Origin of the sequence: Pseudaquabacterium inlustre (assembly GCF_038066595.1) — a bacterium.
GTDB lineage: Bacteria > Pseudomonadota > Gammaproteobacteria > Burkholderiales > Burkholderiaceae_C > Pseudaquabacterium > Pseudaquabacterium inlustre.
On record NZ_JBBUTH010000001.1, the window covers coordinates 968,018 to 991,080 of the forward strand.

Consider the following 23,063-nt stretch of genomic DNA (forward strand, 5'->3'; position numbering starts at 1 on the left):
GTCATGGCGCGGGTGCCGGGTCGGGGCGTGGGTTCGAAGGGCATGGCGTGTCTCCTGCGGTGCGGCGGCGATGCGTCGGCCGTCTGGATGAAAATTCTTGTCGATGCCGCGCCCCACCCCGCCCTCAAACGTCCGTCAGGCGGACGAATCACGCCCCCACCCGGCGCATGAACCCGAGGGCCGCGCACTGCGCCGCGGCCTGCTGCTGCTGGAGGCCGTGCAGCGCAGCGGCGAGGCCGGCGCGCGCGTGGCCGACCTGTGCCGCGCGCTGGCGCTGGAGCGCGCCACCGTCTACCGCCTGCTGGCCACGCTGATCGATTGCGGCCATGTGCAGCGCCAGGGCCGCTGGCATTACGTGGCCGCGCCGGCGGCGCAGCTGCGCGGCGCGCGGCAGCTCAGCGACATCGCGTCGGAGATGGCGCAGCGCCTGGCGCCGGTGCTGGCGCGGGTGAGCGCCGGTTGCGGCGACGCCGCCTTCGCCGTGGTGCGCGAGGGCCACAGCGCCTGGTGCGTGGCGCGGCACATCGGCAGCTACCCGGTGCAGATCCTGGCGGTGCAGGTGGGCAGCCGCCAGCCGCTGGGCGTGGGCGCCGCCGGCCTGGCCCTGCTGGCCGCCATGCCCGAGGCCGAGGCACGCGCGGCCATCGGCGCGCACGGCGACGCGCTGGCGCGCTACGGCGGCATGACGGTGGAGCGCCTGCGCATCCTGGTGCGCAGCACGCGCGAGCGCGGCTGGTCGGTGGTGGGCAACCATGCGGTCAAGGGTGTGCTCGGCGTGGGCCGCGCGCTGTGCGATGCCGATGGCCTGCCGCTGGCCGGCATCAGCGTGGCGGCCTCGATGGACCGCATGACGCGCCAACGCCAGCAGGCCATCGCCGCGCTGATGCACGAGGCGCTGGCCGGGGCCTGAGAGGCTGGGCCATCGGTGCACTGCGCCATGCAGTGCACCAATCTGCGAAATTGCCAGGCTCAATTGGCCTTTCAATCCCCATTTTCAGAGACTATCGATCTCGATCCTGACCTGGAGACCTCGATGAGCAGCATCAGCCAATGCCCGTTCCACCAGACCACCGGCGCGCGCAGCACCCACGCCCAGCGCTCGAACGCCGACTGGTGGCCCAACCAGCTGAACCTGGCCATCCTGCACTAGCACCAGCCGGTGTCCAGCCCGATGGACGACGGCTTCGACTACGCCCACGCCTTCGGCCAGCTGGACTACAGCGCCCTCAAGCGCGACCTGGCCGCGCTGATGACCGACAGCCAGCCCTGGTGGCCGGCCGATTGGGGCCACTACGGCGGCCTGTTCATCCGCATGGCCTGGCATGCCGCCGGCACATACCGCACGGCCGATGGCCGCGGCGGCGCCAGCACCGGCAACCAGCGCTTCGCGCCGTTGAACAGCTGGCCCGACAACGGCAACCTCGACAAGGCCCGCCGCCTGCTGTGGCCGGTGAAGAAGAAGTACGGCAACGCCATCAGCTGGGCCGACCTGTTCATCCTGGCCGGCAACGTGGCCATGGAGACCATGGGCTTCAAGACCTTCGGCTTCGGCGGCGGCCGCGCCGACATCTGGGCCCCCGAGGAAGACATCTACTGGGGCGCCGAGACCGAGTGGCTGGCCACCAGCGACAAGCCGCACAGCCGCTACAGCGGTGACCGCCAGTTGGAGAACCCGCTGGCCGCCGTGCAGATGGGCCTGATCTACGTGAACCCCGAAGGCCCGGACGGCAAGCCCGACCCCGCGGCCAGCGGCCGCGACGTGCGCGAGACCTTCGCCCGCATGGCCATGAACGACGAGGAAACCGTGGCCCTGATCGCCGGCGGCCACACCTTCGGCAAGGCCCATGGCGCTGGCGACCCCAAGCTGGTGGGCCCCGAGCCCGAGGCCGCGCCGATGGAGGCGATGGGCTTCGGCTGGATCAACCAGTTCGGCAGCGGCCACGGCGTGCACACCACCACCAGCGGCATCGAGGGTGCCTGGAAGCCGAACCCCACCCGCTGGGACATGGGCTACTTCAGCGTGCTGTTCAAGTACGAGTGGGAGCTGGTGAAGAGCCCCTCGGGCGCCCACCAATGGCGCGCCAAGGACTGCGCGCCCGAGGACATGATCCCCGATGCGCACGACCCCACCAGGCAGCACGCGCCGATGATGACCACGGCCGATCTGTCGCTGAAGTTCGACCCCGCCTACGAGAAGATCTCGCGCGACTTCCTGGCCCATCCGGAGAAGTTTGCCGACGCCTTCGCCCGCGCCTGGTTCAAGCTCACCCACCGCGACATGGGCCCCAAGCGCCTGTACCTGGGCCCCGAGGTGCCGGCCGAAGACCTGATCTGGCAAGACCCGCTGCCAGCCGTGGACCACCCGCTGGTGGACGCTGCCGACATCGCCGAACTCAAGCAGCGCGTGCTGGCCACCGGCCTGGGCGTGAGCGCGCTGGTGGCCACGGCCTGGGCCTCGGCCAGCACCTTCCGCGGCAGTGACAAGCGCGGCGGTGCCAACGGCGCCCGCATCCGCCTGGCGCCGCAGCGCGACTGGGCCGTGAACGACCCCACGCAACTCGCCCGCGTGCTGGCCACGCTGGATGGCGTGCGCGACGCCTTCAACGCCGCGCAGACCGGCGGCAAGCGCATCTCGCTGGCCGACCTGATCGTGCTGGCCGGCGCCGCCGGCGTGGAAGCCGCGGCCCGCGCCGCCGGCCATGCCATCGAAGTGCCCTTCACCCCCGGCCGCACCGACGCCACGCCCGAGCAGACCGATGCCGACTCGTTCGCGGTGCTGGAGCCCCAGGCCGATGGCTTTCGCAACTGGCGCAAGGCGCCGTTCAGCGTGTCACCCGAGGCCATGCTGGTCGACCGCGCCCAGCTGCTGGGCCTGAGCGCACCCGAGATGACCGTGCTGGTGGGCGGCCTGCGCGTGCTGGGTGCCAACACCGGCGGCAGCCGCGATGGCGTGCTCACCCAGCGCGTGGGCCAGCTCAGCAACGACTTCTTCGTGCACCTGACCGACATGGCCACCACCTGGCAGCCCGTGGGCGACAACGCCTACGAAGGCCGCGACCGCACCAGCGGCCAGCTGAAGTGGACAGCCACCCGCGTCGACCTGGCCTTCGGCGCCCACTCGCAGCTGCGCGCCATCAGCGAGGTGTACGCCCAGGACGACAACCGCGAGAAGTTCGTGCGCGACTTCGTGGCGGCCTGGGGCAAGGTGATGGCGCTGGACCGGTTCGATCTGCGCTGAGCGGCGACGGGGGCCGGGCAGATCGGATCGGTCAGGGTGGTAGGCCGTATTGGACTTGAACCAATGACCAAAGGATTATGAGTCCTCTGCTCTGACCAACTGAGCTAACGGCCCCCTGTGACGAGGCGCGATTCTAGGCGGCGCAAGACAGCCCCCGGCCCGGCTCACAATGCCGGCACCCTGCACCGGAGTTGCCTGCATGATCGTCCGCCGCCTCGCCCCTGCCCTTGCCACGCTGCTGCTGGCCGCCACTGCTGCCCAGGCCGAGAAGCTGGGCGAGGTGGACACGGCCTTCAAGCTGATCGGGCCGGATCACAAGATCGTCGTCGAGGCCTATGACGACCCCGCGGTGCCGGGCGTCACCTGCTATGTCTCGCGCGCCAAGACCGGCGGCGTGAAGGGGGCGCTGGGCATCGCCGAAGACAAGGCCGAGGCCTCGATCGCCTGCCGCCAGGTGGGGCCGATCAGCTTCCCGAAGCCGTTGCCCAGGCAGGACGAACTGTTCAGCGAGCGCATCAGCCTGGTGTTCAAGCGCCTGCGCGTGGTGCGCATGGTGGATGCGCAGCGCAACGCGCTGGTCTACCTGACCTACTCCGACCGGCTGATCGACGGCTCGCCGAAGAATGCGGTGACGGCGGTGCCGGTGGATCGGGCGACGCCGATCCCAGTGAAGTAGACCGAAGCGAGCCGGTCAAACGCCGGGCCGCCCCAAGCTGACCGGCCAACCCGCCCGGCGGGTGGTTCCGCGTACCCGCGGAACCGGGTGCCCCATCACCTCTGACTCAGGGCGTTGCCGACCAGGCGCGCGGTGATGTCCACGATCTGCACCATGCGCTCGTAGGCCATGCGCGTGGGGCCCACCACACCCAGGGTGCCGACGATGCGGCCGTCCACCTCATACGGCGCCGACACCACGCTCAGCTGCTCGTACGGCACCACGCCGCTCTCACCGCCGATGTAGATCTGCACGCCCTCGGCGCGGCTGCTGTTCTCCAGCAGGCGCAGCAACTCGGTCTTCTGCTCGAACAGGTCGAACATCTTGCGCAGCGAGCCCATGTCCTGGCCGAAGTCCTGCACGCCCAGCAGGTTGCGCTCACCCGAGATCACCACCTGGTCGGCGCCATCGGCCATGGCATCGCTGCCGGCCTGCACCGCCGCCTGCATCAGCGTGGCGATGTCGGCGCGCAGCGCATCCACCTCGCTGCGCAGGCGCAGGCGCATCTCGTCCACCGCCAGGCCGGCGTAATGGGTGTTGAGGAAGTTGGTGGCCTCCACCAGCTCGCTCTCGGGGTAGTCGCGGGCGGTGAAGATGACGCGGTTCTGCACGTCGCCCTCGGGCGTCACCAGAATCACCAGCACGCGCTTGTCGCCCAGGCGCAAGAACTCGATGTGGCGGAACACACCGGCGCGCTTGGGCGCCGTCACCACGCCCACAAAATGCGACAGGCTGGACAGCATCTGCGCCGCCTGGGCGATCACGCGCTGCGGTTGATCCGGCTGCAACTGGTCGCGCACGCTGGCCACGTCGGCCGGCATGGTGTCGAGGTTGACCGGCCGCGCGGTGAGCATGGTGTCGACGAACACGCGGTAGCCGCGCGCCGTGGGGATGCGCCCGGCGCTGGTGTGCGGGCTGGCGATCAGGCCCAGCTCTTCCAGGTCGGCCATCACGTTGCGGATGGTGGCCGGCGACAGCTCCAGCCCCGAGGCCCGCGACAGCGTGCGCGAACCCACCGGCTGGCCATCGGCGATGTAGCGCTCGACCAGGGTCTTCAGCAGGGTGTGGGCGCGCTCGTCCATGACTGTTCCGTGACTCCGATTCATTGTACGGAACGGCCTGTGGGAACCCCGTGGCGCCGAGGGTTTGCCGAGGGGCCCTGTGGTGTAATCCCCCGCACGATGTCACGCCGCTTCCATCATGCCGCGCTGGTGGGCAAATACCAGGCCGAAGGCATCCGGCCGCTGCTGGCCGAGGTGGCGCAGTTCCTGATGCGCGAAGGCCTGGAGGTCTCGCTCGAACGCGAGACGGCACTGAGCACCGGCCTGACCGAGTTCGACGCCCTCACCCCCGCGCAGATTGGCGCGCGCTGCGACCTGGCCATCGTGGTCGGCGGCGACGGCACCATGCTGGGCATCGCCCGCGAGCTGGCCCGCCACAACGTGCCGCTGGTGGGCATCAACCAGGGCCGGCTGGGCTTCATCACCGATGTGCCGCTGGGCCACTGGCGCGAGGCCCTGGCGCCGATGATCGCCGGCGACTACGAGGAAGACCCGCGCGCCATGCTCGAAGGCGAGCTGTGGCGCGACGGCGAGCGCTTCTTCGAGGGCCTGTCGATGAACGACGTGGTGGTGGGCCGCGGCGCCACCGCCAGCATGGTGGAGCTGCGCGTGGACATCGGCGACGAGTTCGTCGCCAACATCCGCGCCGATGGCCTGATCGTCTCGTCGCCCACCGGCAGCACGGCCTATGCGCTGTCGGCCGGCGGGCCCATCCTGCACCCACGCATCGCCGGCTGGGTGGTGGTGCCGATCGCCTCGCACACCATGAGCAACCGGCCCATCGTGCTGCCCGATGCCGAGGAAGTGCGCATCACCGTGGTGGCCGGCCGCGACGCCTCGGCCAACTTCGACATGCAGGGCCTGGCCAGCCTGCTGCACGGCGACCAGGTGCGCGTGCGGCGCTCGGCGCACAAGGTGCGCTTCCTGCACCCGCGCGGCTGGAGCTACTACGCCACGCTGCGCAGAAAACTCCGCTGGTACGAGGGAGTGGTCTAGCCATGCTGCGCCGTCTCGCGCTGCGCGATTTCGTCATCGTGCCGGCGCTGGAACTCGACTTCCATGCCGGCTTCTCGGTGCTCACCGGCGAGACCGGGGCCGGCAAGTCCATCCTGATCGACGCGCTGCAGCTGGCACTCGGCAGCCGCGCGGAAAGCGGCGTGGTGCGCGAAGGCGCCGCCCGCGCCGACATCACGGCCGAGTTTGACCGCCCCGCCGCGCTGCTGGGCTGGCTGGACGAGGCCGGCTTCGATCACGACGAGCCCACGCTGCTGCTGCGCCGCACGGTCGATGCCCAGGGCAAGAGCCGCGCGTGGATCAACGGCAGCCCGGCCACCGTGGCCCAGCTGCGCGAGGTGGCCGACCACCTGCTGGACATCCACGGCCAGCACGCCTGGCAAAGCCTCACCCGCGCCGCCGCCGCGCGCGAGCTGCTCGACACCCAGGCCGGCATCGCCACCGCGCCGCTGGTGGCGCTGTTCGGCGCCCGCAAGGCTGCGGCCGAGGCACTGGCCCGCGCCCGCGAGCAACGCGACGAGATCGAGCGCGAACGCGAGCGCCTGGCCTGGCAGGTGGGCGAGCTCGACAAGCTGGCCCCGACCGAGGGCGAATGGGCCGAGCTGTCGGCCGAGCACCAGCGCCTGGCCCATGCGCAGGCGCTGATCGACGCCACGCGCGGCGCGCTGAACGCGATCGCCGAGAGCGACGAGGCCAATGCCGAGGCCCTGGCCAGCCGCGCCGTGGATGCGCTGGCCGACGTGGCCGACCACGACGCCCGGCTGCAGCCGGTGATCGACACACTGAACGGCGCACTGGCCCAGCTGCAGGACGCCGCGCACGAACTCAACGCCTACCTGGGCCGTGCCGAGCTCGACCCCGACCGCCTGGGCGAGCTGGATGCGCGCATGTCGGCCTGGATGGGCCTGGCCCGCCGCTGGCGCCGCCCGCCCGACGAACTGCCGGCCCTGCTGGCCAGCTGGCGCAGTGAGCTGAAGGCGCTGGACGCCGCCACCGACACCGCCGCACTCGAAGCCGCCTACGCCCAGGCCGATGCCGCCTACCAGGCCGAGGCCAAGGCCGTCGGCAAGGCGCGCCGCGCCGCCGCCAAGCCGCTGGCCGAGGCCGTGAGCCGCGCGATGCAAAGCCTGGGCATGGCCGGCGGCCGCTTCGAGGTGGGCTTCACGCCGCTGCCGGCGCCGCAGTCGCAGGGGCTGGAGGGCGTGGAGTTCCTCGTCGCCGGCCATGCCGGCAGCACGCCGCGGCCGCTGGCCAAGGTGGCCTCGGGTGGCGAGCTGTCGCGCCTGGCACTGGCGATTGCCGTCACCACCGTGCAGTCGGCTGGCGCGAGAGGCAATCAGGCAGGCCCCGGCACGCTGATCTTCGACGAGATCGACGCCGGCATCGGCGGCGCCGTGGGCGACACCGTGGGCGCCTTGATGAAGCAGCTGGGCAGCCGCGTGCAGGTGCTGGCCGTGACCCACCTGGCCCAGGTGGCCGCTTGTGCCGACCAGCACTACGTGGTGGCCAAGGCCCCGCAGGCCGATGGTCGCACTGCCAGCAGTGTGGCCCCGGTGGCTGGCGAGGCCCGCGTGGCCGAGGTGGCGCGCATGCTGGGCGGCGAGCGCATGGCCGGCACCAGCCTGGCCCATGCCCAGGCCATGCTGGCACAGCCGCCGCAGGTTGACGCACCCGCCGCCCCTGGCAAGCCCCCCGCCCGCCGCCGCAGCAAAGCATGAGCACCGACGCCGTACCCGCCTCCCCGTCCGCCCCCGTGTCCGCCAGCCGCGAGCTGGTGCTGATCAGCGGCATCTCGGGCTCGGGCAAGTCGGTGGCCCTGCATGCGCTGGAGGATGCCGGCTTCTTCTGCGTGGACAACCTGCCGCCCGAGTTGCTGTGCGCCTACATGGCCCTCGACAACCCGCGCTACACCCGCCGCGTGGCGGTGGCGGTGGATGTGCGCGCCGGCCGCTCGCTCAACGGCCTGGTGCCGCTGGTGGCCGAGTTGCGCAGCGAGGGCGTGACCATCCGTCCGATCTTCCTGGACGCCGGCACCGACACCTTGGTGCGCCGCTTCTCCGAAACGCGCCGCCCGCACCCGCTGAGCCACCCCGAGATCGACGGCAACGGCCAGCATGCGCTGATCGAGGCCATCGAGCTCGAGCGCCTGCTGCTGGCCGAGCTGCGCGAGCTGTCCACGGTCATCGACACCAGCGTGCTGCGCCCGGCCGGCCTGCGCGCCCACATGCGCCAGCTGCTGGCCACGCCCACCGACCGCCTGACCCTGGTGTTCGAGAGCTTCGCGTTCAAGTACGGCGTGCCGCTGGATGCCGACTACGTGTTCGACGTGCGCATGCTGCCCAATCCGTACTACGTGCGCGAGCTGCGGCCGATGTCGGGCCGCGACCAGCCGGTGATCGACTTCCTGGCGCAGCAGCCCGAGGCCGCCGAGCTGATGGCGCAGATCGAGGCCTTCGTGCGGCGCTGGCTGCCCTCGCTGGCCACCGACCAGCGCGGTTATGTCACCGTGGCCATCGGCTGCACCGGCGGCCAGCACCGCTCGGTCTACATGGTCGAGCAGCTGGGCCGGCGCTTTGCCGACCACGGCGCCACGCTGGTGCGCCACCGCGAGCTGGACGCCAACGGGTGAGCGCCACCGAAGCGCCCGCCGTGGGTGTGACGCTGCCCGACCTGCCGCTGTTTCCGCTGCAGATGGTGCTGTTTCCTGGCGCGAAGCTGGGGCTCAAGGTCTTCGAGGCGCGCTACCTCGACCTGATGAGCCGCTGCCTGCGCAGCGGCGAGCCTTTCGCCGTGGTGTGCATTCACCAGGGCAGCGAGGTGCAGCACCCGGGCGAGGCGCCGCCGCGCTTCGAGAGCCTGGGCACGCTGGCCCGCCTGGACGAGCTGGATGCCGAGCAGCCGGGCATCCTGCGCGTGCAGTGCCAGGGCACGCGCCGTGTGCAATTGGGCGCACCGCGGCAGCAGGCCGACGGCCTGTGGCGGGCCGACGCCACGCCGTTGGCCGACGACCCGGTGCTGCCGATTCCCGCGGCGATGACGGCCTGCGCGCTGGCGCTGGGCCAGGCCATCCAGGCCCTGGCAGCGCAAGACCAGCGCCCCTTCCTGCCGCCCTTCCAGCTCGACCAGGCCGGCTGGGTGGCCAACCGCTGGTGCGAGTTGCTGCCGCTGCCACTGGCCGCCAAGCAGCAGCTGATGGCGCTGGCCGATCCGCTGGCGCGGCTGCAGCTGGTCGACGAGTTCCTGCGCAGCAAGCAGGTGATCTGAGCCGACCGGCGCGCGCGCCTCAGCGCGGCGGGCCGGCGTCCAGCAGCTTGCGGATCGGCGCCGGCAGGCCGGCGGCCAGGGCCTCGGCCACCGTCCACCAGCGGCCGCCGGGCAGCGCCGCCTCGATGGCCGCCAGATCGGCATGCGCCAGCGCCGCCGGCAGCTGCCAGACGCAGGGCTGCAGCGTCCAGTCCAGGTGCGTCAGCACATGCTTGAACGGCGGCAGCCAGCGGCCCTCGCCGGGCCAGGCGGCGGTGGCGGCATCGAGCGCGGCCTCGTCGTCGTACTCGGGCAACGTCCACAGCCCGGCCCACACGCCCTGGGCCGGCTTCTGCACCAGCCACACCTGGCGTACGTCAGCCTCACCGCGCATCAGCCACAGCAGCGCATGGCTGCGCGCACCGCGCTTCAACTTGCGCGTCTTCACCGGGTAGGCCTCGGGCCGGCCTTCGGCGCGGGCCGCGCAGGGCGCACGCCAGGGGCAGGCGTCGCAGGCCGGCTTGCGCGGCGTGCACAGCGTGGCACCCAGGTCCATCAGGCCCTGGGTGTAGGCGCTGATGTCGCTGGCGGCTTCGGCGGCGGCGCCCTCTGTTGCCTGCGTGGCCGCGGGCAGCAGGGTCTGCGCCACATCCCACAGTGCCCGCTCGTTGCGGGCCACGGCCAGGTCGTCGCCGATGCCCAGCACGCGGGTCAGCACACGCTTGACGTTGCCGTCGAGGATGGCCACCCGCTCGCCGAAGCAGAAGGCCGCCACTGCCGCGGCCGTGGAGCGGCCGATGCCCGGCAGCTCGGCCAGCAGCGCGGCGCTGCGCGGAAACTGCCCGCCATGCTGCGCCACCACGGCCTGGGCACAGCGGTGCAGGTTGCGCGCGCGGCTGTAGTAGCCCAGGCCGCTCCACAGCGCCAGCACCTCGTCCTCGTGCGCCGCGGCCAGCGCCGCCACGTCCGGAAAGCGCGCCAGGAAGCGCTCGTAGTAGCCCAGCACCGTGCTCACCTGGGTCTGCTGCAGCATGATCTCGGACAGCCACACGCGGTACGGGTCGCGCGTGCGCTGCCAGGGCAGCGCATGACGGCCATGCCGGCGCTGCCAGTCGATCAGCGCGGGGGCCAGCAGGTGGCGACTCACGCGGCGCCGCGCGCCGCAGCGGTGTCGGCCGGCGTCACCAGCTGCAGCCGGGGCGAGGCTGCACTGTCGCCGCCGGGCGCCGCCGCGGCACGGCGGCGCAGGCGGTCCAGCTCGGCGTCGATGTCCTCGGCCAGGCGCTGCAGGCGCTCTTCCTGGCCCTGCAGATCGGCGATGCTGCGTTCCAGGCCGCTCTCGGCGTCGCGGATGCGCGCATGGGCCTCGCGCCGCTGCTGCAAGGCCTTGCGGTGCTCGCGCAGCTGCTCGTCCATCTGGCTGCCCACGCTGCGCAGCCAGCCTTCGATCTCGTGCGCCGCGCCCTCGAACACCACGCGCAGCTTGGACAGCAGCAGCCGCGTGAACTGCTCGATGAAGCCCGGCTGCGCCAGACGCCACACCTGGGTGATGCTGACATGGCGTGCGTAGCCGGCCTCGATGCGCTGCAGCTCGGCGATGAAGTCGGCCGCCGCCGGCCGCGGTGGCAGGCCCAGCGTCAGGCCGAACTCGCCGTTGAGTTGCCCCTGCGAGGTGGCCAGCATGGTCTCCAGCTCGGCCAGGCGGCGGTCGGCCTCCATCACCATGCCGCGCAGGCGTTCGCCCAGCACCGCGAAGGCCCGCGCCGCACCCAGGCGCAGCAGGCTCGCCTCGCTGTCGCTGCGCATGCGCTGCACGGCCTCGCGCACCTGATCGCTGGAGAGGCTGTCGAGCACGCCATGCGATTCGCGCGACAGCACCAGGCGCAGCGCCGCCAGGCGCGGCGCGCAGCGCTCGAACTCGGCCGCCTCGGCATCCAGCCGGCCGGTCATCAGCTGCAGCCGGGCCAGGCTCTTGCCGCTCAGGCTCTTCAGCTCGAACAGCTGCTCGGCCACCTGGCGCTGGCGCTCGGCCAGGCGGCGCATCGCGCCCTGGTGCAGGGCTTGCGCGCCGTCTTCCACCATGCGGCCCACCACGCGGCTGCGCTGCGGCAGCAGCTGCTGCAGCAGCGCGTCTTCCAGCGCCGGCAGGCGGCTGCGCGCCAGTTGCTCGCCATCGCCGTGCACGCGGCCGGTCAGCGCATCGCGTGCCGACAGCGGAAACACCCGGTCCGGCGGCACGCCCAAGGTCTGGCCCACGCTGTCGCACTGGCGCTGCAGCAGGGCCGCCACCTCGTCGGCGCTGCGCAGCGGGTCGACCAGGGCGTCGATCTTGTTCAGCACCACGAAACGCTCACAGGCCTGGTTGCCCAGGTGGTCGCGCCACACGCTCAGGTCGGCCTTGGTGACGCCGGTGTCGGCCGCCAGCACGAAGACCGTGGCATGCGCCGAGGGCAGCAGGCTCAGCGTCAGCTCGGGCTCGGCGCCGATGGCGTTCAGCCCCGGGGTGTCGACCACCACCAGGCCGCGGCGCAGCAGCGGGTGCGGCACATTCACCAGCGCATGGCGCCAGGCCGGCACCTCGACCAAGTCGTCGGCGTCGCGCGGCGGGTTGTCCTCGGGGTGCTCGTCGTTCCAGAAGCCCAGTGCACGCGCCTGGGCCACGCTGACGCGCTGGGTCTGCGTGACGCGCTCCAGCGCGCCGGCCATCGCGTCGGCATCGTGCACCGGCAGCGGCACCTGCTGCCACAGCTCGGGCTGCTCGCGCAGCAGCGACACCGGCTGGCCGCCGATGCGCGTGTCGATCGGCAGCAGCGCCAGCGAGGGCGGCTGCTGCGCATCCCAGCCCAGCTCCACCGGGCACATGGTGGTGCGGCCGGGCGTGGCCGGCATCACGCGGCGGCCCATGTCGGCGAAGAACAGCGCGTTGATCAGCTCCGACTTGCCGCGCGAGAACTCGGCCACGAAGGCCACCACCAGCCGGTCGGTGGCCAGGCGCTGGCGCACGGCCTGGGCCAGCGCCTTGCCGTCGGCGTCGAGCAGGCCGTTGTCGGTGAGCAGCGCGGTGAAGCGCTCGATGCTGCGGTCCAGCCCGCGCCGCCAGGTGGCGAGCGTGTCGATGCTCGTGAGCAGGGGGCTGTTCATGCGGCCTCGGTGGTGGGCTGGGGTGGAATCTGGCGGAACCGGGTTGGGAAGCCATGCTAGCGCAGGCCCGGCGCGTCGTCCGGTCGCCTGTTTCACGGCGTCCGGCCCGGCCGCCGGCCGCGCTGTGATCGATTTAACGCGGCGTGGCGAACACCCGGCCGTTCAGCGGCGCTGGCAACCGGGGCAGTAGTAGGTGGAGCGCTGCGCCTGCACGATGCGCCGCACCGTGCCGCCACAGCGGCCGCAGGCCTGGCCCTCGCGGCCGTAGACCCCGGCCTCCTGCTGGAAGGCGCCGCTCATGCCATGCGCGTCCTTGAAGTCGCGCAGCGTCGAGCCGCCCAGCGCGATGGCCCGCGCCAGCGTCTCGCGCAGCGTGCCCAGCAGGCGCTCGGCGCGCGGCCGGCTGATGGCGTTGCAGCGCGTGCGCGGGTCGATGCCGGCGCGGTGCAGCGCCTCGCAGGCGTAGATGTTGCCGGCGCCCACCACGATGTCGCCGGCCAGCAGCGCCGCCTTCACCGGCGTGCGGCGGGCATGCAGCTCGGCATGGAAGCGCTGCGGTGTCAGCGCCGCGTCGAAGGGCTCGGCGCCCAGGCGGGACAGCAGCTTGGCCGCCGGATCGCAGCCCAGACCGGCCGACCACACCACCGCGCCGAAGCGCCGCGGATCGGTCAGCCGCAGGACGCCACGGCTGGTGCGCAACTCCACATGGTCGTGCGGGCCGCGCTCGCCGGGCGCGTCGGACAACTGCAACGAGCCCGACATGCCCAGGTGCCACAGCAGGCCGCCGGCGTCGCGCCCATCGGGCGCCGACAAGGGCATCCACAAATATTTGCCGCGTCTTTGCAATGCGCCGACGCGCTGGCCGGGCAGCGATTCGGGCGGCACGCCCAGCGGCCAGCGCAGCGGTTTGCCCAGTTGCGCGGCCTGGATCTGCGCCCCCTCGAGACGCGCCGACAGGCTGGCGCGCGTGACTTCGACCTCGGGCAGTTCTGGCATCGGGGAATTATCCTCGCCACCTAGAATCCATCGGGTTTTCAGGAGTCTTGATGACCGGCCCAGCCGACCCCGCGCGCCGCCCCGGGCGCCTTTTCGTTCGTGGGGCCGTGCTCGCCGCAGCGCTCGCCTGCGGTGCCGCCTCGGCCCAGAGTGCCGAGGCCGCGGCAGCGCCTGAAGCCCCTGCCGCGCCGGTCGAGAACTCGTCGCTGGACGCGCCGATGTTCTACCAGTTGCTGATCGGCGAGATGGAGCTGCGTGCCGGCCGCGCCGGCTCGGCCTACGAGATCCTGCTCGACGCCGCGCGCCGCCAGGGCGACGAGGCGCTGTTCCAGCGCGCGGTCGACATCGCCCTGCAGGCCCGCGCCGGCGACCAGGCCCTGGCCGCAGCCAAGGCCTGGGCCGATGCCAAGCCGCTGTCGGTGGCGCCGCTGCGCTACCAGACGCAGATCCTGTTCGCGCTGAACCGCCCGGCCGAAACGGCGGTCCCGCTCAGCACCTGGCTGCAGAAGCTGCCGGTGATGGAGCGCCCGGGCCTGATCACCGCACTGCCGCGCCTGCTGCAGCGCATGCCCGACCGCGCCCAGGCCCTGGCCCTGGTCGAGAAGCTGGTGGCCCCGTACCAGTCGGCCCCGGCCACGCGCCTGCCCAGCCAGCTGACGCTGGGCCGCATGCACCTGGCCAACAACGAGGCCCCCAAGGCCCTGGCCCTGGCCCAGGCGGCCCAGGCCAGCGATCCGGCGTCGGCCGGCCCGGCCCTGCTGGCACTGGAGATGCTGCCGGCCACGCCCGCCGCCGAGGCCGTGGTCACGGCCTACCTGGCGCGCCCCGACGCCGAGCCGGCCGTGCGCCTGGCCTGGGTGCGTGCGCTCACCCAGTCGCAACGCTACGCCGAGGCCACGCCCCAGCTCGAGCAGGTGACACGCGAGCGCCCGCAACTGCCCGACCCCTGGCTGACACTGGGCGCACTGCGGCTGGAACTGCGCCAGCCCCGCGAGGCCGAGCAGGCGCTGCTGCACTACGTCGAGCTGGCGCAGGCGCCCAAGGGGGCCGACGGCAGCGCGGCGGCCACCACACCCACCGCCAGCCGGCCCGCCACAGCGCCCGACGAGGACGACGACGCCGATGGCGACGCCGAATCGGGCGGCAGCGCCACCACCGGCCTGAACCAGGCCTGGCTGCTGCTGGCCCAGGCGGCCGAGCAGCGCGGCGACCTGAAGGGGGCCGAGCAATGGCTGGCCAAGGTCGACAACCCGCAGCGCCTGATCGAGGTGCAGGCGCGCCGCGCCACCATGCTGGCCCGCCAGGGCAAGATCAAGGAAGCCCGCGCGATGATCCGCGCCGTGCCCGAGCGCACCGGCGACGATGCGCGCGCCAAGGCCATGGCCGAGGCGCAGATGCTGCGCGACGTCAAGCGCTGGCGCGAGGCCGCCGAGGTGCTGGCCGAGGCCGCCGGCCGCTTCAAGGACGATGTCGACCTGATCTACGAACAGGCCATGGTCGAGGAGAAGCTCAACCGCTTCGCCGAGATGGAGCGGCTGCTGCGCCGCGTGATCGAGCTCAAGCCCGAACACCCGCATGCGCACAATGCGCTGGGCTATTCGCTGGTCGACCGCAATGTGCGGCTGCCCGAGGCGCGCGAGCTGATCCAGCGCGCGCTGGAACTCGCGCCCGGTGACCCCTTCATCACCGACAGCCTGGGCTGGGCCGAATTCCGCCTGGGCCGCCACGACGAGGCGCTGCGCCTGCTGCGCCAAGCCTATGGCGCCCGCCCCGACACCGAGATCGCCGCCCACCTGGGCGAGGTGCTGTGGGCCGCCGGCCAGAAGGACGAAGCCCGCCGCATCTGGCGCGAGGCGCAGGCCCGCGACGCCCAGAACGAGGTGCTGCGCGAGACCCTGGGCCGGCTGAAGGTCGGCCTCTGATGCCGCGTCGGCGCGGCATGCTGGCGCTGGCCTGCACCGCGCTGCTGGGCGCCTGCGCTACGCCGGCCTCCCGGCCCGGCGATGCCACCCTCCCCGTGCTGGAAGGCCGCCTGGCCCTGCGCGTGGACGGCCAGCCCGAGCGCGACCTGAGCGCCAGCTTCGAGCTCAGCGGCAGCGCCGAACAGGGTCTGCTGGTGCTCAGCGGCCCGCTGGGCGCCACCGCGGCGCAGGCCCGCTGGACGCCCGCCGGCGCGTGGTTGCGCAGCCCCCAGGGCGAGCAGCCGTTCGCCACGCTCGACGCCCTGGCCGAGCACAGCCTGGGCGAGGCCTTCCCGATCGCCGCGCTGTTCGATTGGCTGCGTGGACGCCCCTGGCCCGGCGCGGCCCATGCCGGGCGCAGCGACGGCGTGGCCGGCTTCGAACAGCTGGGCTGGCAGGTCAGCCTGGCACGCCTGGCCGAAGGCTGGCTGGAGGCGCGGCGCCCCGGCCCACCGGCCGTGACGGTGCGCGTGCGCCTGACGCCGGCCTCCTGAGCGAGTGCCTGAGCGGCCGCATGCCCGTGGCCGTGCCCGCGGCGGCGCCCACAGGCCGCGACAATCGCGCCATGCCCCTGCACGCGCTCTACGACGTTCCGGCCCCGGCCAAGATCAACCTGTTCCTGCACGTCGTGGGCCGGCGGCCCGACGGCTACCACCTGCTGCAGTCGGTGTTCGCGCTGATCGACTGGTGCGACACGCTGCACTTCGAGCGCCGCAGCGACGGCCGGCTGGCCCGCCACGACCTGGGCCCGGCCCTGCCGGCCGACGACCTGAGCCTGCGCGCCGCCCGCGCGCTGCAGCAGGCCAGTGGCTGCACGCTGGGGGCCGACATCTCGGTGCTCAAGCAGGTGCCCTGGGGCGCCGGGCTGGGCGGCGGCAGCTCCGACGCGGCCAGCACGCTGCTGGCGCTCAACCGCCTGTGGCGCCTGCACTGGCCGCGCGAACGCCTGGCCGCGCTGGCGCTGCCGCTGGGCGCCGACGTGCCGTTCTTCATCGGCGGCGACAACGCCTTCGTCGAAGGCATCGGCGAGCAGCTCACGCCGCTGCCGCCCGAAGCCCTGCCGCCGCAGTGGTTCGCGGTGGTCAAACCGGCGGCCTCGATCGCCACCGCTGCAATCTTTTCGAGCCCCCTGTTGGCAAGAGCCACAAAGACTGCTATAGTCATGGACTTTCTCGCAGACGCAAAACAACGCGGCGGCATCGAAAGCGGTTACGGTCAAAATGACCTGCAGCCGCCGGCTGAAAGCCACTGCAGCGAGGTGACGCAAGTCGCCGCGTGGCTTGAACAACGCTTCGGCAACAGCCGCATGACGGGTTCAGGCAGCGCAGTGTTCGCGAGAGCCGGCACCGGCAGCCAACCTTTGGCGAACTGGGCGGCGGATGAACTTCCGCCAACCTGGGTTGGACGCATGTGCCGCAGCCTCGCCCGCCACCCCCTGGTGGAATGGGCAGGTTGAAACGGTTTTGAGGGTTCGGCGCAAGCCGGGTCCTGTGTAGGGGAGTCGCCAAGTTGGTCAAGGCATCGGATTTTGATTCCGACATGCGAGGGTTCGAGTCCTTCCTCCCCTGCCAAACATCTTCAGTTCACCTCCCCCTTGCCATATTCCGAGTCTGACGCGGAGCGAGCCGTGCTGTTCAACACCGTACTGTTCACCGGCAATGCCAATCCCGTCCTCGCGCAGGAAATGGCACGCCACCTGGGCGTCGAACTGGGCAAGGCCCATGTCGGCAAGTTTTCCGATGGCGAGGTGACCGTCGAGATCCAGCAGAACGTCCGCGCCCGCGACGTGTTCGTCGTGCAGAGCACCTGCGCGCCGACGAACGACAACCTGATGGAACTCCTGATCATGGTCGATGCGTTGAAGCGCGCCAGCGCGCGCCGCATCACCGCCGTGATCCCCTACTTCGGCTATGCCCGCCAGGACCGCCGCCCGCGCTCGATGCGCGTGCCGATCTCGGCCAAGGTGGTGGCCAACCTGCTGGAAACCGTGGGCGTCGAGCGCGTGCTCACGATGGACCTGCATGCCGACCAGATCCAGGGTTTCTTCGACATCCCGGTCGACAACATCTACGCCAGCCCGGTGCTGCTGTCCGATCTGAAGAGCAAGGCCTACCCCGACCTGGTGGTGGTCAGCCCTGATGTGGGCGGCGTGGTGCGCGCCCGCGCACTGGCCAAGCAGATGGGTTGCGACCTTGCCATCATCGACAAGCGCCGGCCCAAGGCCAACGTGTCGGAAGTGATGCACGTGATCGGCGAGATCGAGGGCCGCAACTGCGTGATCATGGACGACATGATCGACACCGCCGGCACGCTGGTGAAGGCGGCCGAGGTGCTGAAGGACCGCGGCGCCAAGCGCGTGTTCGCGTATTGCACCCACCCCATCCTGTCCGGCCCGGCCGTCGAGCGCATCGGCAACAGCCAGCTCGACGAAGTGGTGATCACCAACACGATCCCGCTGTCCGACGCCGCCAAGGCCTGCAAGAAGATCCGCCAGCTGTCGGTGGCCTTCCTGTTCGCCGAGACCATCCGCCGCATCTCCGATGGCGAATCGGTCACCTCGCTTTTCGCCGAGCAGAACAGCAACTTCTGACCGGCTTCTCAGGGCGCAGCCTTCGCGGGCCGCGCCCTTTCACCCTTGGGCACCTGGTCGCGGGGCCCACACATGGAGCACACCATGCAATTCGTCGCTTTTGAGCGCACCCTGCAGGGGACCGGAGCGAGCCGCCGCCTGCGCAACACCGGCAAGGTTCCTGGCATCGTCTTCGGTGCCGGCGAGCCCAAGATGATCGAGCTCGATCACAACGCGCTGTACTTCGCGCTGAAGAAGGAAGCCTTCCACAGCTCCATCCTCGAGATGGAACTGGCCGGCGCCACCCAGAAGGTGCTGCTGCGTGACTTCCAGATGCACCCCTGGAAGCAGCAAGTGCTGCACGTGGACTTCCAGCGCGTGGACGAGACCACCCGCCTGCACAAGAAGGTGCCGCTGCACTTCTCGGGCGAAGAGAACTCGGTCGCCGTGAAGACCGACAAGTGCCTGGTGAGCCATGTGGCCACCGAAATCGAGATCGAATGCCTGGCGGTGCAGCTGCCCGAGTTCATCTCGGTCGACCTGTCCGGCCTGGTCAAGGGCCAGTCGCTGCACGCCACCGACATCCAGCTGCCGGAAGGCACCAAGCTGGTCCGTCACGGCAGCCTGAACCCGGTGATCGTCGCGGTGAACCCGCCGAAGGTCGAGGAAGAGATCGTCGCCCCGGTGGCCGCCGCGCCGGCCAAGGGCAAGGACGCCAAGAAGAAGAAGTGATCGCCCGCGGGCCGCGTGCCCGCCATGCCGACACCTCGACGAAGGCCCGCCACGGCGGGCCTTCTGCTTTTTGGGCATGCTGCGCGGCATGACCCCACGTGCCCGTCTTCTCATCAGTGCGCTGGCGCTGGGCCTCGGCCTGCTGGCCGGCCGCCTGGCCAGCGCCGCCGAGGCGCCTGCCGCCCCGCTCGACACCATCGCCACGCTGGACCTGCCGCGCTACATGGGCCGCTGGCATGAACTGGCGCGCTACCCCAACCGCTTCCAGCGCCAGTGCACCGGCGCCACCACGGCCGACTACCAACTGCTGCCCGAAGGCGGCGTGCAGGTGATCAACCGCTGCGGCCTGGCCGATGGCCGCACCGACGAGGCCATCGGCCTCGCCCGCCCGGTGGGCCCGGCCGGCACGGCGCGGTTGCAGGTGCGCTTCGCGCCGGCTTGGCTGGGCTGGCTGCCGCAGGTCTGGGGCGACTACTGGGTGGTGGACCTGGATGGCGACTACCAGCTGTCCATCGTCAGCGAACCGCGGCGCGAGTTCTTGTGGGTGCTGTCGCGCACGCCCGCGGTGGACGCGGCCACCTGGCAGCGCGTGGAGGCGACGCTGCGGCAGCTCGGCTTCGCGCCCGAGCGGCTGCAACGCAGCCCGGCCCGCTGACCGGCCTGCGCTCAAGCCAGCAGTTCGGCCACCGGGCGGTGCGCCAGGCCGTGTGCCCGGGCCACCGGCGCGCAGCCCACCTGCCCGGCCACCACGTTCAGGCCCTGGGCCAGGTGCGGGTCGGCGCGCAGCGCGTCGCGCCAGCCGTGGTCGGCGATCGCCAGCGCATGGCGCAGCGTGGCGTTGTTCAGCGCGAAGGTGGAGGTGCGCGCCACCGCACCGGGCATGTTGGCCACGCAGTAATGCACCACGCCGTCCACCAGGTAGGTGGGCTCGGCATGCGTGGTGGCGTGCGAGGTCTCGAAGCAGCCGCCCTGGTCGATCGCCACGTCCACCACCACGGCGCCGCGCTGCATGCGCGCCACCATGTCGCGCGTCACCAGCTTGGGCGCCGCAGCACCCGGGATCAGCACGCCGCCGATCACCAGGTCGGCCGCCAGCACCGCGTCCTCGACCGTCTGAGCGGTGGAGTACAGCGTGCGGATGCGGTTGCCGAACACCAGGTCCAGCGCGCGCAGGCGGTCGACGTTCCGGTCCAGCACCGTGATCTGCGCACCCAGGCCCACGGCCATCTGCAAGGCGTTGGTGCCCACCACGCCGGCACCCAGGATCACCACCGAGGCCGGCGCCACACCCGGCACACCACCCAGCAGCACACCCATGCCGCCCTTGCTCTTCTCCAGGTGGGCCGCGCCGGCCTGCACGGCCATGCGACCGGCCACCTCGCTCATCGGCGCCAGCAGCGGCAGGCCGCCGCCCGGGGCGGTGACGGTCTCGTACGCGATGCACACCGCGCCGCTGGCGATCAGACCCTCGGTCTGGGCGCGGTCGGGCGCCAGGTGCAGGTAGGTGTAGAGGATCTGGCCCTCGCGCAGCAGTGCGATCTCGGACGGCTGCGGCTCCTTGACCTTGACGATCATCTCGGCGCTGGCAAAGCACTCGGCGGCATCGGCCGCAATGCGCGCGCCGGCCGCCAGGTACTGCGCATCGTCCAGCCCGATGGCCGCGCCGGCGCCGGCCTGCACCCACAGTTCGTGACCGTGGGCCACCAGTTCACGCACCGAGGCCGGTGTGAGGCCCACCCGGTACTCGTGGTTCTTGATCTCGCGGGGCACGGCAATGCGCATGGCGGTCTCCTGTCATGGGTGTGGGGGTGCGGGCCATTCTTCGCAGCGCGGCGGCAGATCAGAAGCGGCATCGACAGAACTCGGACTACATTAGCCCGACTACTGATCCATCCGCCCGCCCCCGCGATGAATGCCTTCGACCCTGCCGCGCTGGAATGCCTGGCCGCCCTGGCCGATGCCGGCAGCTTCGAGCGCGCGGCGCAGCAGCTGAGCATCACGCAGTCGGCGGTGTCGCAGCGCCTGCGCGCGCTGGAGACCGGCCTGGGCCGGCTGCTGGTGGTGCGCAGCCGACCGCTGCGCCTGACCGAGCCCGGCAAGGTGCTGCTGCGCTACGCCCGGCAGATGCAGGCCATGCGCGCCGACATGTCGCGCGAGCTGGGCGCCGCGCTGTCGCAGGACGAGCGGCTGCCCATCGCGGTGAATGCTGACAGCCTGGCCACCTGGGTGCTGCCGGCCCTTGACGAGGTGGTGCTGGCCGGCCAGCGCGAGGGCTACGGCCTGGAGCTGGTCGTCGACGACCAGGACTTCACGCACGACTGGCTGCGCGAGGGCGCGGTGCTGGGCTGCGTCAGCACCGTGGCCGAGGCGCTGCGCGGCTGCAGCGTCACGCCGCTGGGCTGCATGCGCTACGTGGCCGTGGCCAGCCCCGGCTTTGTGGCGCAGCACCTGCCGCAGGGCCTGCACCGCGGCAACTTCGCCACCGTGCCCTGGCTGGTGTTCAACCGCAAGGACGACAACCACAGCGTGTGGGTCGGCCAGGCCTTCGGCGTGCATGCGCCACGGCTGCGTGAACGCCATGTGCCGGCCACCGAGGCCCATGCGCGCGCCGCGGTGATGGGCTGGGGCATCGGCGTGATGCCTGAGCAGATGGCCGCGCGCTGGCTGGCCAACGGCGAACTGCTGGCCCTGCACCCCGAGGTGCATGTGGACGTGCTGCTGCACTGGCACCAGTGGCGGCTGTCGGCCGGCGGCACCGGCCAGGACGGCGCGGCGACCGGCGCCCCGCAGCGCGCCGGCACGCTGGACCGCATCGGCCGCGCGCTGGCCGAGGGCGCGGCGCAGGCGCTGCGGCCCGCGGCGGGATAATCCAGCCCATGATCCGATTGATCGTCGGCCTGGGCAACCCGGGCCCCGAATACGAAGACACCCGGCACAACGCCGGCTTCTGGTGGGTGGACGGCGCCGTGCGCCATCTGGGCGGCACGCTGGCCTTCGACCGCAGCTACCACGGCAACGTGGCGCGGGTGAACCGCACGGAGCGCGAGGGCGGCCCCATCTGGCTGCAGCAGCCGATGACCTTCATGAACCTGTCGGGCAAGGCGGTCAGTCCGCTGGCGCGCTTCTTCAAGATCGCGCCCGACGAGATCCTGGTGGTGCACGACGAGCTCGACCTGCCGCCCGGCGAAGCCAAGTTGAAGCGCGGCGGCAGTGCTGCCGGCCACAACGGGCTGAAGGACATCCAGGCGCAGCTGGGCACGCCCGACTTCTGGCGCCTGCGCCTGGGCATCGGCCACCCAGGCCACCGCGGCGAGGTGGCGGCCTATGTGCTGCGCAAGCCACCACTGGACGAGCGCATCGCCATCGACCAGACCATCTCCCGCACGCTGGAGGCGCTGCCGCAGCTGCTGGAAGGCGCCTTCGACCGCGCCACGGCCAAGATCCACACCAGCAAGCCACCCCGGCCCAAGCCGCCGCGCCCCGACACGGCCGCCCCCGCCAACCCGCCCACCGCGACACCATGACCCTGCTGCACCACGCCGCCGTCATCCGCGTTCTCGGCCCGCTGGTGCTGACGGCCCTGGCCACGCTGTCGGGCGGCGCGGCGGCGCAGGCCCCGGCCGGTGGCGGCACCGCAGGCGCCGGGGGGGCGGGCAGCGCGGGTGGCGCCACGGTCTTCCGCTGCGGCCCGGGCCAGTACTCGTCGGAGCCCTGCCCGGGCGGGGTCAAGCTCGACACGCCGGCCCCGCCGACGGCCGAGCAGCAGCGCGTGGCGCGCGAGGCCGCCGCACGCGAGGCACGGCTGGCCCGTCAGCTGGCGGACGAACGCAAGGCCCGCGAGCGCGAGGCCGCCAAGCAGGCCGCCGCCACCGCCCGCGCCAAACCATCGGCCTCGGCCCCCGGCGCCACCGACGCGCGCGCCGACCAGGGCGCCGACCGGCCGGGCGAGCCGCGCCGCAAGGACCAGGCCGGCTCCGCCGTGCGCACCGCCAAGGCACGAGACGCGGCCGCCGAGCGCAAGCCGGCCGCATCGGGGCAGAGGGCCAAGCGGCGCAAGAAACAGGCGTCATCCGCCCCGCAGGCGCCGACCTGAGCGCCGCCGCCGGCCGGTGCGCGCGCCGCGCGCAGCCGGTTCAGGCGGCCTTGGCCAGCAGCAGCCGGTACTTGGCCCAGAGCTGGTCCTGGCCTTCCACGCGCTCGGGGTTCACCGGGATGCATTCCACCGGGCACACCTGCACGCACTGCGGCTCGTCGAAGTGGCCCACGCACTCGGTGCACTTGTCGGGGTCGATGCGGTAGAACTCCTCGCCCATGGCGATGGCCTGGTTGGGGCACTCGGGCTCGCACACATCGCAGTTGATGCACTCGTCGGTGATCATCAAGGCCATGGCCG

Annotated in this window: 21 protein-coding genes, 2 tRNA genes and 1 pseudogene; 17 read left to right on the forward strand and 7 right to left on the reverse strand. The window is 72.0% G+C overall.

What is annotated here, in order from left to right; all coding sequences use genetic code 11:
• The first annotated feature begins 103 nt into the window (after positions 1-103).
• Positions 104-910, forward strand: coding sequence for an IclR family transcriptional regulator domain-containing protein (locus AACH10_RS04140; protein ID WP_341409089.1), 807 nt, complete (start codon positions 104-106; stop codon positions 908-910).
• A gap of 123 nt (positions 911-1,033) precedes the next feature.
• Positions 1,034-3,238, forward strand: a pseudogene (gene katG, locus AACH10_RS04145) (catalase/peroxidase HPI).
• Between the two features lie 37 nt (positions 3,239-3,275).
• Here katG and AACH10_RS04150 read toward each other — a convergent pair.
• Positions 3,276-3,352: transfer RNA gene (locus AACH10_RS04150), tRNA-Ile, on the reverse strand.
• 85 nt (positions 3,353-3,437) lie between these two features.
• Here AACH10_RS04150 and AACH10_RS04155 point away from each other — a divergent pair.
• On the forward strand, positions 3,438-3,914 hold the full coding sequence (locus AACH10_RS04155) for a CreA family protein (protein ID WP_341409090.1): 477 nt from the start codon (positions 3,438-3,440) through the stop codon (positions 3,912-3,914).
• 95 nt (positions 3,915-4,009) lie between these two features.
• Here AACH10_RS04155 and hrcA read toward each other — a convergent pair whose 3' ends face one another.
• Complete coding sequence (gene hrcA, locus AACH10_RS04160; RefSeq protein WP_341409091.1) at positions 4,010-5,035, reverse strand: heat-inducible transcriptional repressor HrcA; 1,026 nt, start codon at positions 5,033-5,035, stop codon at positions 4,010-4,012.
• Positions 5,036-5,134: 99 nt separating this feature from the next.
• Here hrcA and AACH10_RS04165 point away from each other — a divergent pair, with 99 nt between their 5' ends.
• From AACH10_RS04165 to AACH10_RS04180, 4 genes are read left to right on the forward strand one after another with little or no spacing between them, the layout of a single operon-like run.
• A complete protein-coding gene (locus AACH10_RS04165) occupies positions 5,135-6,010 on the forward strand; it encodes an NAD kinase (protein WP_341409092.1) in 876 nt (291 codons plus the stop codon).
• 2 nt (positions 6,011-6,012) lie between these two features.
• Positions 6,013-7,746, forward strand: coding sequence for a DNA repair protein RecN (recN, locus tag AACH10_RS04170; protein ID WP_341409093.1), 1,734 nt, complete (start codon positions 6,013-6,015; stop codon positions 7,744-7,746).
• Positions 7,743-8,657 (forward strand): RNase adapter RapZ, encoded by a 915-nt coding sequence (gene rapZ, locus AACH10_RS04175; protein ID WP_341409094.1) that lies wholly within the window; start codon positions 7,743-7,745, stop codon positions 8,655-8,657. Before recN ends, rapZ begins: the two co-directional genes overlap by 4 nt.
• Complete coding sequence (locus tag AACH10_RS04180) at positions 8,654-9,292, forward strand: LON peptidase substrate-binding domain-containing protein (RefSeq protein ID WP_341409095.1); 639 nt, start codon at positions 8,654-8,656, stop codon at positions 9,290-9,292. Before rapZ ends, AACH10_RS04180 begins: the two co-directional genes overlap by 4 nt.
• A 19-nt stretch (positions 9,293-9,311) precedes the next feature.
• On the opposite strand, the gene mutY is transcribed toward AACH10_RS04180, so the two are convergent.
• The 3 genes from mutY to mutM form a co-directional block, all read right to left on the reverse strand.
• A complete protein-coding gene (mutY, locus tag AACH10_RS04185) occupies positions 9,312-10,418 on the reverse strand; it encodes an A/G-specific adenine glycosylase (protein WP_341409096.1) in 1,107 nt (368 codons plus the stop codon).
• The gene (locus AACH10_RS04190; RefSeq protein WP_341409097.1) at positions 10,415-12,412 is read right to left on the reverse strand and encodes a dynamin family protein; all 1,998 of its coding nucleotides are present in this window, start codon (positions 12,410-12,412) and stop codon (positions 10,415-10,417) included. Before AACH10_RS04190 ends, mutY begins: the two co-directional genes overlap by 4 nt.
• A 162-nt stretch (positions 12,413-12,574) precedes the next feature.
• Entirely contained in the window at positions 12,575-13,408 is an 834-nt protein-coding gene (gene mutM, locus AACH10_RS04195) for a bifunctional DNA-formamidopyrimidine glycosylase/DNA-(apurinic or apyrimidinic site) lyase (protein WP_341409098.1), read from the reverse strand.
• 50 nt (positions 13,409-13,458) lie between these two features.
• Between mutM and AACH10_RS04200 the strand changes: the two genes are divergently transcribed.
• The 7 genes from AACH10_RS04200 (at position 13,459) to AACH10_RS04230 (ending at position 19,325) form a co-directional block, all read left to right on the forward strand.
• Positions 13,459-15,330, forward strand: a complete 1,872-nt coding sequence (locus AACH10_RS04200) for a tetratricopeptide repeat protein (RefSeq protein WP_479725274.1) — start codon at positions 13,459-13,461, stop codon at positions 15,328-15,330.
• A complete protein-coding gene (locus AACH10_RS04205) occupies positions 15,330-15,863 on the forward strand; it encodes a lipoprotein insertase outer membrane protein LolB (RefSeq protein ID WP_341409100.1) in 534 nt (177 codons plus the stop codon). Before AACH10_RS04200 ends, AACH10_RS04205 begins: the two co-directional genes overlap by 1 nt.
• 71 nt (positions 15,864-15,934) lie before the next feature.
• Positions 15,935-16,825, forward strand: a complete 891-nt coding sequence (gene ispE / locus AACH10_RS04210; protein ID WP_341409200.1) for a 4-(cytidine 5'-diphospho)-2-C-methyl-D-erythritol kinase — start codon at positions 15,935-15,937, stop codon at positions 16,823-16,825.
• Between the two features lie 38 nt (positions 16,826-16,863).
• Positions 16,864-16,940: transfer RNA gene (locus AACH10_RS04215), tRNA-Gln, on the forward strand.
• 56 nt (positions 16,941-16,996) lie between these two features.
• On the forward strand, positions 16,997-17,959 hold the full coding sequence (locus AACH10_RS04220; protein ID WP_341409101.1) for a ribose-phosphate pyrophosphokinase: 963 nt from the start codon (positions 16,997-16,999) through the stop codon (positions 17,957-17,959).
• A gap of 84 nt (positions 17,960-18,043) precedes the next feature.
• Positions 18,044-18,670, forward strand: a complete 627-nt coding sequence (locus AACH10_RS04225; protein ID WP_341409102.1) for a 50S ribosomal protein L25/general stress protein Ctc — start codon at positions 18,044-18,046, stop codon at positions 18,668-18,670.
• Between the two features lie 88 nt (positions 18,671-18,758).
• Entirely contained in the window at positions 18,759-19,325 is a 567-nt protein-coding gene (locus tag AACH10_RS04230; RefSeq protein WP_341409103.1) for a lipocalin family protein, read from the forward strand.
• An 11-nt stretch (positions 19,326-19,336) separates the two neighbouring features.
• On the opposite strand, the gene ald is transcribed toward AACH10_RS04230, so the two are convergent.
• Positions 19,337-20,452 (reverse strand): alanine dehydrogenase, encoded by a 1,116-nt coding sequence (ald, locus tag AACH10_RS04235; protein WP_341409104.1) that lies wholly within the window; start codon positions 20,450-20,452, stop codon positions 19,337-19,339.
• 126 nt (positions 20,453-20,578) lie between these two features.
• Here ald and AACH10_RS04240 point away from each other — a divergent pair, with 126 nt between their 5' ends.
• From AACH10_RS04240 to AACH10_RS04250, 3 genes are read left to right on the forward strand one after another with little or no spacing between them, the layout of a single operon-like run.
• Positions 20,579-21,538 carry a LysR family transcriptional regulator ArgP gene (locus AACH10_RS04240; protein ID WP_341409105.1) on the forward strand — a complete coding sequence of 320 codons (960 nt, stop codon included), beginning with the start codon at positions 20,579-20,581 and terminating at the stop codon, positions 21,536-21,538.
• Positions 21,539-21,546: 8 nt separating this feature from the next.
• Complete coding sequence (pth, locus tag AACH10_RS04245) at positions 21,547-22,194, forward strand: aminoacyl-tRNA hydrolase (RefSeq protein WP_341409106.1); 648 nt, start codon at positions 21,547-21,549, stop codon at positions 22,192-22,194.
• Complete coding sequence (locus AACH10_RS04250; protein WP_341409107.1) at positions 22,191-22,763, forward strand: hypothetical protein; 573 nt, start codon at positions 22,191-22,193, stop codon at positions 22,761-22,763. Before pth ends, AACH10_RS04250 begins: the two co-directional genes overlap by 4 nt.
• 40 nt (positions 22,764-22,803) lie before the next feature.
• Here AACH10_RS04250 and AACH10_RS04255 read toward each other — a convergent pair whose 3' ends face one another.
• Positions 22,804-23,058 carry a YfhL family 4Fe-4S dicluster ferredoxin gene (locus AACH10_RS04255; RefSeq protein WP_341409108.1) on the reverse strand — a complete coding sequence of 85 codons (255 nt, stop codon included), beginning with the start codon at positions 23,056-23,058 and terminating at the stop codon, positions 22,804-22,806.
• Positions 23,059-23,063 lie beyond the last annotated feature (5 nt).

Coding starts and splice junctions, on each gene's coding strand:
- AACH10_RS04140 (WP_341409089.1), top strand. CDS start 104: ATGCCGCGCCCCACCCCGCCCTCAAACGTCCGTCAGGCGGACGAATCA.
- AACH10_RS04155 (WP_341409090.1), top strand. CDS start 3,438: ATGATCGTCCGCCGCCTCGCCCCTGCCCTTGCCACGCTGCTGCTGGCC.
- hrcA (WP_341409091.1), bottom strand. CDS start 5,035: ATGGACGAGCGCGCCCACACCCTGCTGAAGACCCTGGTCGAGCGCTAC.
- AACH10_RS04165 (WP_341409092.1), top strand. CDS start 5,135: ATGTCACGCCGCTTCCATCATGCCGCGCTGGTGGGCAAATACCAGGCC.
- recN (WP_341409093.1), top strand. CDS start 6,013: ATGCTGCGCCGTCTCGCGCTGCGCGATTTCGTCATCGTGCCGGCGCTG.
- rapZ (WP_341409094.1), top strand. CDS start 7,743: ATGAGCACCGACGCCGTACCCGCCTCCCCGTCCGCCCCCGTGTCCGCC.
- AACH10_RS04190 (WP_341409097.1), bottom strand. CDS start 12,412: ATGAACAGCCCCCTGCTCACGAGCATCGACACGCTCGCCACCTGGCGG.
- mutM (WP_341409098.1), bottom strand. CDS start 13,408: ATGCCAGAACTGCCCGAGGTCGAAGTCACGCGCGCCAGCCTGTCGGCG.
- AACH10_RS04200 (WP_479725274.1), top strand. CDS start 13,459: ATGACCGGCCCAGCCGACCCCGCGCGCCGCCCCGGGCGCCTTTTCGTT.
- AACH10_RS04205 (WP_341409100.1), top strand. CDS start 15,330: ATGCCGCGTCGGCGCGGCATGCTGGCGCTGGCCTGCACCGCGCTGCTG.
- ispE (WP_341409200.1), top strand. CDS start 15,935: ATGCCCCTGCACGCGCTCTACGACGTTCCGGCCCCGGCCAAGATCAAC.
- AACH10_RS04225 (WP_341409102.1), top strand. CDS start 18,044: ATGCAATTCGTCGCTTTTGAGCGCACCCTGCAGGGGACCGGAGCGAGC.
- AACH10_RS04230 (WP_341409103.1), top strand. CDS start 18,759: ATGACCCCACGTGCCCGTCTTCTCATCAGTGCGCTGGCGCTGGGCCTC.
- ald (WP_341409104.1), bottom strand. CDS start 20,452: ATGCGCATTGCCGTGCCCCGCGAGATCAAGAACCACGAGTACCGGGTG.
- AACH10_RS04240 (WP_341409105.1), top strand. CDS start 20,579: ATGAATGCCTTCGACCCTGCCGCGCTGGAATGCCTGGCCGCCCTGGCC.
- pth (WP_341409106.1), top strand. CDS start 21,547: ATGATCCGATTGATCGTCGGCCTGGGCAACCCGGGCCCCGAATACGAA.
- AACH10_RS04250 (WP_341409107.1), top strand. CDS start 22,191: ATGACCCTGCTGCACCACGCCGCCGTCATCCGCGTTCTCGGCCCGCTG.
- AACH10_RS04255 (WP_341409108.1), bottom strand. CDS start 23,058: ATGGCCTTGATGATCACCGACGAGTGCATCAACTGCGATGTGTGCGAG.